Here is a 10637-nt window from a genome sequence, read left to right on the forward strand (position 1 = left end):
TCAAATTTGAAAAATTATTATCTAAATTAAATCTAAATTTTCTTGTCAGATCAGAGTAATCAAACTTACTTAAAGCACAAAATTTATTACAGTCTCTTTTTTTATTTCAACTGGCCCAGTTTTCGATTAAAATATGGTATAGTTTTCAGTTGACAAATACATTTGATACTTGTATTATAAACTTTTCGATTTCAGGAGGAAGTATGACAGTTAAATTATAACTAATTTCCTTTAGCAATTTAGATAATTCACTTTGAATACTTGCAGGCATAAAAGGATTACATTGGAATTCTTTTATCTTTTGAATAGTATCTTTATACTGATTCGTTAAATAAAGACATTCTAAATCAACCTTTCCTTCACGAGCCAATAATAATTTCCCCTTACCTCTTTCATGTTGTTCATTTTTTAGATTATCTTCTTTTTCTCTTTCAATGTTGATACTTTGCGGAAGTTCTACATTATCCAATTGTCCCTCATTCTTTAAAATCATAAATCCAACTATATGTTTATCAATTTCATTATAAATTTTATTATCATTTAACAGATAACCATAATCTCTCATTGATAAAAAAACATTCGCATTAACCAATCCAAGGTAATCAATCTTTCTAAAAAAATCTTTTTGCTTATCTAAAAGAAAAGATAGCAATTCTACAAGCAAATCCGTTTGCCTTTTAATAACTTCTGTCCTTAAAGGTTGTAATATTGTTGCTTTTGCTCTTATGTATGTTTTTATACTTACAATTGTTGCTACTAAAGTAAACACAATCCAAAATATATCTTTTATCCAAAATATATTTTTAGATAACCAAGCCACCATAATTATGCTCCCTCCAAATTAACAAATTAATGATTCTCACACTAAAAATATACATAAACGATACAATCATCCTAAACTTCAGAACCTTTATAGATTCTACAATAAAATAGCATTCATTAGAATATGCATCTATTTTATCTACTGGTATCCACTGAATATCACCATTCACATCTGGTATAATCGCTTTCATCAGCACTAACATCTATGTTCAATTTATCCAATATAATTCACTAAGTCCTCCTTCAAATCAGCAATATTTCTGTAGTAGCAATCAATAAATGCATCGTTAATATCGTCTTCACTATTTTCTATACAAAGATTTATTCTATAAAATATATCCAGCCGCTCATCAAAGCCTTTATCAACTTGAACACTATTAAACATAATAGTCTCTAATACAGTAAAATTACCGAAAATCGTTACATCTCTCATAAAAAATCACTCCATTCATTTTTAATTTGAAGGTATTATATAAACATTACCTTACAAATCAACTTTTTAGCGTGACTTTTTATAGACTTCTTACTCTGAGCAGAATACTCTTATCGGCAAATATCCCTGATTAACACAAAAATCATCTGCTGCCGCAATAACACTTGAAATCTTTTCACTTAGCCTAGACTTTGTAATACCTGGTTGTACTAAAATTATTTCGAATTCAAACATTTTAGTTTCTCCTGAAGCCAAGACTTCTAAAAATTTATCATAACTATCTCTTACGTAATTATTCGGATTATCACTAGAATTTTCATGTGTAATCATTCTAGCCTTTAGTTTCCTTTTCAGTTTCTTTAAATCTGTCCACATTGATGACTTAATAACTTGTCCACATACTTCATATACATCATTTACTCTATCTCCTGATTTTTCCCCTCCAGAACCTTTACAATGATAGAACTGAAGAACAATGCGTTTATCATGCTCCTTGGCTGCTATAAAATCTGCTATTTCTCCTGTTCCGTGGTCATAATACAGAAAATCATACTCTTTGCCTGATAAATATTTATTTAAAAATTCTTGTATAGAAATCTTCCCGTGACTTGGATTATCAATTTCACACTCTATATCCACCCCATTTTCTTCCCATTCTATTGGTTCTAAAATATCTTCATCTATCAAAATCAAGTCATCATAATTCTTTTTATAGTATTCATGCCCTATCAATGAAGAAAAATCACTAAAATATATTACTAAAGGATTAGCATTTAAATAATCCAATAAAGGGATATCGCCATATTTCCTATTAATAAATATACTTTTAGCCAAACTATCCTCACTTTTGAAAAATTTATCATCATCTAGAGAAAAATAAATGCTGAATTCAAAATTGTAATATTTAAAAACTATCTCTATTTTCCCTTCATTCTTGCCTTTTACCTGCAACTCTATATCTAACAACTGAATACATTCAAATCCTATATCTTTATTTTTACTGCTTATAATTGGTGGTTTTTGATATGTTTCATTATTCCAATCTACTGAAATAATAAATTTGTTAGGTACAGTATTCACTTCTTCGCTAACTGGAATATAATCTAAAGGAGAGTTTGTAAATGCAGGGCCTTTGCTAGTAACCTTGTTTGCAATATTGTTACACCATTTTATAAATTGTGGTATTGTTAAATAACTATTGCTCCATACTTTTGAACCACTACTATATCCTACAGTTACTTCTTCATTATTATCAGTACCTTTACCAAAACAATGCCCCCTATGAAAAATCCTTCCGTCTGTTTTTCTAATTGCTTTTTGTGCATTAGAACCACTAATTATTCTATAGGATTCCGTATTACTTGTTTGTATACTATTTCTCATGCCAATATTAAAAAATTCTGGGTTCTTTAAATTAGATAAAACTCGATTTATTTTACCCAATGATAGTTTTCTTATATTTGTACCAGAAAATTGTTCTGCAATACTTTCATAAATGTCTTCATTCTTCCTAGTAGAATTAATAAATAATAATTTATGCTGTTCTTGAAAGTATATTATAAACAATTCATATTGTATCTTCTGAAACATATTTAGTTTCGTCCACTTAGGATTAAGTATCTCTTTAGCAATAATAACTATCATTGAATATTCTCTGCTGATATGTTTATTTACTAATAGTAGACCATTAGGCAGATTAATATCTGCATGTATGTCAAAAGTATCCACCGAGTATATTCTAACATGTGCAAATGGAACTAATGAAGACAATGACAGGTCATTTGTTTCATCATCTCTATTTAAAACGCAATCGAAGGTACTAAGAGTCTGCTTATTTTCAATTTCTTCATCTATCCTACTTTCACTTAAATTCATAATAATTTCTTCCCATACAGCCCCCTCCTCAAATATTTTTTCTCTTTCTATTTCAATTTCAGATGGTGTAGCAATGAATTTTGCAGTTCCAAGATTAGGAGCGTTTGTTCTTGCAAATCTTCCAATAAATTGTAGTGTAACTTCAAGAGATTTATGAGGGGAATGAATTGCAGCAATTTTTAATTTAGGAAAGTTAAAACCTTCACCCAGCATATTAACACATATTATCCCATCTAGTTCCCCATTATTAAGTTTTTTAATAACACTTTTAACATGGCTATATGAATGGTCGCTATTTATAATCTTTAATCTCAATGATGTGTTTTCAGCATATATTTGTTCTAGTTCCTTTGCCCTTTTATTTCTATCTGTCCTTACCATCAAACAGTGCTCAAAACCAGCATTTTTATCTTCAATAAACACTTCTTCTGCCTTCTTGGCAATTGCAATATCTTCCGAACCTTCAATATTTTCTACTGGAATATATTTTATTCTACCAAAAACCCCATCTTTATAAGCATCTGATATTGCATAATTATATATAAACTTTCCTTTAACTTCTTTTTTATCTCTTCGAAATGGTGTAGCAGTGAATAGTATTTTTTTTGCTTGTGGAAATGCTTCAATTATTCCATTCCATGTTGTTGCAGGACTATGATGTGCCTCATCAATTAATATCAAATCAAACATACCGTCAGGAGGAGTAGGAATATCATCTATAGCAGGACTAATGCTCATTGGTATAGCAACTACGACATCAAAATTTTCTAATCCCCTCCATGCCTCTTCCATTAATATTTTATTTTTTAACTCATAAACTTTTGGCTTTTCAGTAATATTCGTCAGTGCACCTATATCTAATAATGTCTGTAATTCTTCAAACTCTTCTTTTATTTGACTCCTAACCAATCGGCTCGGTGTCAACACCAAAACCCTTTTAGCCATTAAAACAAATGCTGATAATATCAAAATAGCAGTTTTTCCTGAACCCTCTCGTGTCAAGGGTATGATAGAAAATACTTGTAAATTATAAATCTAAAAACTCCTTAATTCTTTCTCTTCTATATTTTCTTTTAATATACTGATCCTCCCTTATCTCATGTCTTAATAGCCATCTTCCATTTTGCTTTTGTGCTTTATCATTGGGATAATATTTTTCATATTCAACTTGAAAAATTGGCTGATATTCATTTATCTCACCAATCTCGGCATCTCTTCTATCTATTTCATTTAATAAACCAGTCTTTAAAACTTCAATTTTGATGGTTATTTTTCCAGCTTTAATTTCTTCTATGTTTACTCCCCAAAGTTCCTTACCATCTTCTTCTAAAGCCCTCACATGCTCCATAAACCTTACACCCATTTGGCTACTTTCTCCTATAGCAATTGGAAGATTATTAAAACATATCATATAAACCCCTGAAACTTCATTTGTACCATTTACTTTATTATATTTTTTTACATACTCACCTACATTAGTATATTTATCAATGAGCTGCTTTCCACGACTTTCATACCAGTCGTATGTTTCCTTTAAACCTTTTCTCATGATTATTACATCTCCTGTTTATTTTGATTTTATAATCACTACTTCTGTTCTTTTTTATAATCATCTTTTAGCTAATCTAATAAAATTCACTTAAGCTAATTTTTTATTTAAACCAATAACTAAGGAGACCCTATAATGGATCTCCTTCTATTGTACTATTGATATTCTATTCTTTCTATACCTTTTCCTGAAATATAAATTTTATCAATATATTTCTCGACAATTTCTTTAGTTAGACTGTCTATGCTACCTGCTTGTTTAAGTTCCTCGTCTATTGCTCCTATACGTTCCTTATTTTCTTCCTCAGATTCTTGTATCTGATTTTTTGTTTCCATAAAATCTTCTCTTGAGATTTTACCAAACTTATAATTCTCAAACTCTATCCTTTTCTTTTTTAATAGTTGGTCATTCCTGTCATAAAGCTCTTTTTGTTCATCAAGGAGCTTTTTCTTTTCCGTCTTATCTGTATGAAACTTATCCTTAAGGATTTTAAATACCTCTTTTTCTAATTCCTTATTATGAGGTAGCTTTTCTTCCTGCTCAAGCATTCTACAGTGATAGCAATAAAGATTTATACTTACTATTTCTTTTCCATTAGAACTAATGCCAAATCTGATTTTATAGCCACATTTATTACATCTTACATAAGTTGCTAAGGGACTATTCTTATATTTGCGTTCACCCCACTTAAACATTTTATTCCTTTTTCTTGACTTTATAATATTATTAGCTTCATCAAAGGTTTCTTTGCTTATAAGGGCTTCGTGATTATCATAAACTCTTATCCATTCTTCTTTAGGATGATAAGTAACCTTACCTCCATCAAGCTTACTTTTTCTTGATTTATTAAAAACAAAAGTCCCCGTATATGCTTCATTATTTGCTATTCTTCTAACCATACTGTGAGACCATATTGTATCTTCCACAGTAGATTCCCACCTATTTGCATAGGCATCATAGCCTTTAATCTCTTTCCTTCTTGCTCTTGCAGTCATAACACCTTCACTATTAAGAGTTTTTGCTGTTTCATTTAGGCTATGTCCTTCAAGAAGAAGTTGGAATATATATCTAACATTCTCAGCAACCTTTTCATCAACTATAAGCTTATAATTATCCTCAGGATCTTTTAAATAACCATATGGCGGAGCTCCAGATGTGTACTTCCCTTGCTTTTTCGCTACAAGTAGAGCTGTTGTCATTTTTTCTGAAATATCCCTACTATAATAGTCATTAAGAAGATTTTTAAATTGGATATCTAATTCAGTTCCATTTTGAACTTCATTACTACTATCATAGCCATCATTAATTGCTATAAATCTGATCCCCATAAAAGGAAAGATATTTTCAAGATAATCTCCCATCTCTATATAATTTCTCATAAATCGTGACATATCCTTTACAATGATACAGTTTATCTTTCCTTGTTTTACCTTTAAAAGAAGCTTATCCAAGCCAGGTCTTGAAGTAGTGCTACCACTATAGCCCTCATCAATATACTCTTCTATATTTGCCTTTTTAAGCTCTTGGTCATTAAAGATAAAGTTCTTAATAATATTCCTTTGAGAATTTATTGTATCTTCTGTATGCCCTAGATTTCCTTTTTCAAGTACGGATATTCTAAGATAAATAGCAATATTATTCACTTGACCTCATCTCCTTTCCACCTAAAAAGCCTTTTAAACTAATTTCTATACTTTCATTATCATATACATCAATACGTTCAATATATTTCTGAACAATATTTTCATCTAGCTTAATATCTTTATTAGAAAACAAGCTATCAAATAATCCTATCTCCTCCTCAGCTTGACTTTCTATTGAAAGTATTTCAAGGTCAAGATCACTTAGGCTCTTTTCATAGATGGCTAGGTCTTTTCTATTTAATATTCTTTTTTCAAGATAGTCTTCTTTCTCAATCTTTCCCAAACTATAATTTTCATATAGTCTTTTTAAGTCTGAATTATGTTTTGAAATCTTAAGAGAAATAGACTGGCGATTTCTTTCTACCATCTCAATTCTCATCTTGCATATATCAGTAATTCTATCCCTGCAATCTTTTCCACTTACATCAATGCTGAGTATATTTCTCAACTTATTTATTACTAGATTATCTAAGTCACTTTCCATTATAGAAATATAGGGAGTTTCAAGTAAAATACCATTGTTTTCTTCATTTGTGAACTTATAATAATAAAAGTTGGCATTCTTCTTATTACTTCTTACTCCATTTCTAATTAAAAGTAGGTTCGTATTTGCATCAAAAATTACACCTTTGTATTTATTAATTGGATCTCTTTTCATATCATGTCTTGTTATTTTAAATTCCGATTTATCTTTATTATTATCAAGTATCTCCTGGGCTATATTAAACATTTCTTCTGAAATAATAGCTTCATGGGCATTTTCTACAACAATCCATTCACCCTTAGGTTTTTGCCTATAATGACCGGACTTTTTCCCTTGGACATTTTCTTTAGTTCCTTGAACAAGGCAACCTGTATAGACTCTCTGTCTTAGCATATTAGCTATAGTCCCTTTTCTCCATTGTGGTTGTCCAGGTTCTCGTATAATAGACCTTGTTTTATTATAGGCACTTGATGTTGCGATGTTTTCCTCATTAAGTTCTTTAGCAATTTTAAGTGTATTAACCCCATCTACATACATATTAAAGATTCTTTGGACTATTTTCATGCTTACTTCATCAGGCTCTAATTTTCTTCCTCCATCTTTTTTTACTACCTTATATCCAAAAGGTGGATTTGAACCTATAAAGAATCCCTGTTTGGCATGAACCTGCCTACTGGTTTTAATCTTATGTGATATATCCTTGGCATACATATCATTAATAAGGTTTTTTATTAAGATTTCAAAAGATAGTTTTGCATCAATTCCCTTTTCTGTATCAATCTTGTCTATTACTGATACAAATCTTACTCCTAGGAAAGGAAATACCTTATCTACAAGTCTTCCCATTTCAAGATGTTCTCTACCAAGTCTTGATAAATCCCTAATTATAATGCAGTTTATAAAGCCATTTCTAACATCATTCATCATTTCAATATAACCTGGCCTATCAAAATTAGTTCCAGAATATTCATAATCTGTATAAACCTTAACTAGGGTCATATTTTCTTTATTAATATACTCCTGGCAAATCTCCACTTGTGATTCTATAGAATATGATTTATTTCTCCACTCTTCTGTTCTTTCCTGCGAAAGTCTTGTATAGATTCCAACTCTTGATGAATTAATAGTCGCTTTTTCTTCTGTTTTTATTAAATCTCTTCTTGATATTCTAGCCATAGAGAGCTACCCCCTCCCTTTCAGTGGATAGTCCTTTTATAGCCATGCTATTGAAGGATGCAAGATTAGAAGTCTTGGTTTTCTTAGCTCTCTTTAATATTCTCTTTAATATATCTAACTTTTCCATATCATTAAAGAATACTGTTATTCTTGGTCTTCCTTCTTCATCCTTTTCCCCTACCAATATACGGTCAACAAAAAATGCTAGTGTCTGCCTATCAATACTTTCTATATTTTTATACTTTTCCAAGCCTGTAAGCCAATTTTCTTTGGAATTAAGTATCTCTTCTAAATCATTATAGGCTTTCCTTCTATTTATAATTTGCTGTTCAATCTCTTTTATTTTAAACTGGTAGCTCTTCCTAAAGGATTGAAATTCCTCTTCATCTATAAGCTCATCTTCTAAGTCCATATAAAGAGAACGTCTAAGGGTTTCATACTTCTTTTTTTCAGCAAGTAGATCATCTAAATCAAGGTCATATTCTGATTTACTAAAATCAGTTTGCCTAATTCTTAAAAATAGTTCTTCTTGATATTTAATATGTTGTTTTAGGATGTAATTCAAAGAAGATAAAATATCCTCTTCCTTAATACTATGCCTTGAGCAACCCTTACCACGATTGTATAAGCCACATATATAATAAATTGTTTGTCCATTTTTTGTCTTTTGGTTTCTTCTTACTAGCTGATTTCCACAATCTGCACAATAAAGAAGCCCTGCTAAAAAATCAGGTTTGGTTTTCCTATTAAGAATATCTCTTCCCATCATCTTATTAGCTACATTAAACATTGTTTCTGTAACTATAGCTTCATGAGTTCCTTCAACCCTAACCCATTCTTCTTGGGTAACTTTTATTTCCCTATTAGACTTATAATTAAGCTTGGTTCTCTTCCCCTGTTCTAAGTCTCCAAGGTAAACCCTATTCTCAATAATCCTATTTATCATCTTAGCCTGCCACTTACTTTGATTACTAGCAAAGCCTGTAGCATAATTTGATCCATTACTTTCCTTATAAGCTTGTGGAGTTTGAATACCTAGCCTATTAAGTTCATCTGCTATAGCCTTTGAAGAATATCCTTCTACTTTCATCTCAAAAATTCTTCTAATAACATAGGCTACATTCCTATCAACTATAAGATGATTTTTCTTTTTTGTGCTTTTCCTATATCCATATGGAGCAAATGCCCCTATAAATTCTCCCCTCTGTCTTTTAGTCTTTTGAGAGCTTTTAACTTTCATGGATATATCCCTGCAATAACTATCATTGATAAAGTTTTTTATAGGAAGAATAAGATGTGTGTCATTTACATCAGCATTTTCACTATCATAGTTATCATTAACTGATATAAATCTAACCCCCATTTGTGGAAAAATCTTCTGAAGAATTTTTCCCGATTCAATATAATCTCTTCCAAATCTAGAAAGGTCTTTTACAATAATCGTTTTGCTAGCTTTCTTTTCAAGGTCACTAAGCATCTTTTTAAAATTTGGTCTTTCAAAGTTTGAACCTGTAAATCCATCATCAATATATTCTTTGACAATTTTAAAACCAGCCTTATCAGCATAGCCTTTTATAAGTTCCCTTTGATTACCAATGGAATTACTTTCTCCTTCATCTCCATCATCTCTTGATAAGCGAAGATACATATAAGCCTCGATCTTTTTCATCTCTACACTCTCCTTAATAAATTATTTTGGGTGCAATTTATTAAGGATTTCAGAAACTTTATATTTTTATCTTACCGCACTTATATATATCTGTCAGCCCTTAAATCCTTAATTCTAACTTACATAAATCTGATACAAAATCATCCATGCTAACCCTTGTATTTCCTATACAACAATTAACAACAACATTTCCTACTTCTATAAAAACATTCTTTTTATCTTCTGGAATCTCTTGTAATTTTTGATCCAAATACGCTCCCATTGATTGTTCATCTTTATATCCATAATTAACAGAAGAAGAGTTTTGGTTTTTCTTATTAATATTTTCCATTTAATTACCTCTTCTTTCTTAATATTTTATTTTAAGTTTTATGACATTGACAGGTGCTTTGGCAGCTCATAGGAATTTCACCTCTCCCCTTTTCTCGGTGGGAAGCAACAACGTATAGAAGTATCATTATCACCATCTAGATTTTTGCAAAAAGTTTTGCCAATACTTTTTTGTAGCAAACTATTTCTCGCTCTCATCCTTATATCCCATACATTTAGCGTTATGTAGGTATTCATTTAAACCAAAGTCACCTTTAGCAGAATGGTCATGACGTAGTTTCATACTGGCTCCTTAAACGGATAATGTCCTGTCCTGGTCTATTAAGTTGTCAAAGTTCAAAAATATATAATTTTTTATTCTTATATAAGGGGCTGTATTTGCCCCTTATATATAACAGTGAAAAAACCACCCTCTTGATTCGCTTTTTTAAAAAAGATTTTATTTTTCACCCCAATCTTCTAAAAAGACCTTTAACTTCTCTAGGGTTTTTTCTTTCCTCCTAAAGACTGCCCCTTGGCTAATATTAAGTGTTTTCGCCAGTTCCCTTTGGGGTATCTCATCAAAAAAAAGAGCCTGAATAATTTCCCTTTCTTCTGGGCTTAATTTATCCAAGGCTTTATTAAGTGCTTCTATTTGCATTTTCACTGCTACTAAT

The 10637-nt window shown here is 30.6% G+C and carries 10 protein-coding genes; all 10 read right to left on the minus strand.

The genetic code is table 11. The features are described from left to right. Window positions 1-145: 145 nt before the first annotated feature. Entirely contained in the window at window positions 146-823 is a 678-nt protein-coding gene (locus C3E90_RS07830; protein WP_236915094.1) for a hypothetical protein, read from the minus strand. Next, window positions 804-1013 (minus strand): hypothetical protein, encoded by a 210-nt coding sequence (locus C3E90_RS07835; RefSeq protein WP_129723530.1) that lies wholly within the window; start codon window positions 1011-1013, stop codon window positions 804-806. Before C3E90_RS07835 ends, C3E90_RS07830 begins: the two co-directional genes overlap by 20 nt. 23 nt (window positions 1014-1036) lie before the next feature. Further along, window positions 1037-1255 (minus strand): hypothetical protein, encoded by a 219-nt coding sequence (locus C3E90_RS07840; RefSeq protein ID WP_236915095.1) that lies wholly within the window; start codon window positions 1253-1255, stop codon window positions 1037-1039. A gap of 90 nt (window positions 1256-1345) precedes the next feature. Next, the gene (locus tag C3E90_RS07845; protein ID WP_272879094.1) at window positions 1346-4132 is read right to left on the minus strand and encodes a DEAD/DEAH box helicase; all 2787 of its coding nucleotides are present in this window, start codon (window positions 4130-4132) and stop codon (window positions 1346-1348) included. 25 nt (window positions 4133-4157) lie between these two features. Beyond that, on the minus strand, window positions 4158-4679 hold the full coding sequence (locus tag C3E90_RS07850; protein ID WP_018579522.1) for a hypothetical protein: 522 nt from the start codon (window positions 4677-4679) through the stop codon (window positions 4158-4160). Window positions 4680-4834: 155 nt separating this feature from the next. Continuing rightward, on the minus strand, window positions 4835-6322 hold the full coding sequence (locus tag C3E90_RS07855; RefSeq protein WP_018579523.1) for a recombinase family protein: 1488 nt from the start codon (window positions 6320-6322) through the stop codon (window positions 4835-4837). Further along, on the minus strand, window positions 6315-7982 hold the full coding sequence (locus tag C3E90_RS07860; RefSeq protein WP_018579524.1) for a recombinase family protein: 1668 nt from the start codon (window positions 7980-7982) through the stop codon (window positions 6315-6317). The genes C3E90_RS07855 and C3E90_RS07860 overlap by 8 nt, the downstream gene beginning before the upstream one ends. Then, a complete protein-coding gene (locus C3E90_RS07865) occupies window positions 7975-9651 on the minus strand; it encodes a recombinase family protein (protein WP_018579525.1) in 1677 nt (558 codons plus the stop codon). The genes C3E90_RS07860 and C3E90_RS07865 overlap by 8 nt, the downstream gene beginning before the upstream one ends. Window positions 9652-9751: 100 nt before the next feature. Then, entirely contained in the window at window positions 9752-9982 is a 231-nt protein-coding gene (locus C3E90_RS07870) for a hypothetical protein (RefSeq protein WP_018579526.1), read from the minus strand. 438 nt (window positions 9983-10420) lie between these two features. Continuing rightward, window positions 10421-10637 (minus strand): sigma-70 family RNA polymerase sigma factor (locus C3E90_RS07875; protein WP_236915097.1); only part of this gene is annotated, 217 nt, incomplete at its 5' end.

The sequence above is a fragment of the Clostridium sp. Cult2 genome (genome assembly GCF_021655075.1).
GTDB lineage: Bacteria > Bacillota > Clostridia > Tissierellales > Tepidimicrobiaceae > Schnuerera.

What these genes read in the sequence shown, in the direction of transcription:
- C3E90_RS07830 (WP_236915094.1), bottom strand. Translation starts at nt 823, where the DNA reads ATGGTGGCTTGGTTATCTAAAAATATATTTTGGATAAAAGATATATTT.
- C3E90_RS07835 (WP_129723530.1), bottom strand. Translation starts at nt 1,013, where the DNA reads ATGAAAGCGATTATACCAGATGTGAATGGTGATATTCAGTGGATACCA.
- C3E90_RS07840 (WP_236915095.1), bottom strand. Translation starts at nt 1,255, where the DNA reads ATGAGAGATGTAACGATTTTCGGTAATTTTACTGTATTAGAGACTATT.
- C3E90_RS07850 (WP_018579522.1), bottom strand. Translation starts at nt 4,679, where the DNA reads ATGAGAAAAGGTTTAAAGGAAACATACGACTGGTATGAAAGTCGTGGA.
- C3E90_RS07860 (WP_018579524.1), bottom strand. Translation starts at nt 7,982, where the DNA reads ATGGCTAGAATATCAAGAAGAGATTTAATAAAAACAGAAGAAAAAGCG.
- C3E90_RS07865 (WP_018579525.1), bottom strand. Translation starts at nt 9,651, where the DNA reads ATGAAAAAGATCGAGGCTTATATGTATCTTCGCTTATCAAGAGATGAT.
- C3E90_RS07870 (WP_018579526.1), bottom strand. Translation starts at nt 9,982, where the DNA reads ATGGAAAATATTAATAAGAAAAACCAAAACTCTTCTTCTGTTAATTAT.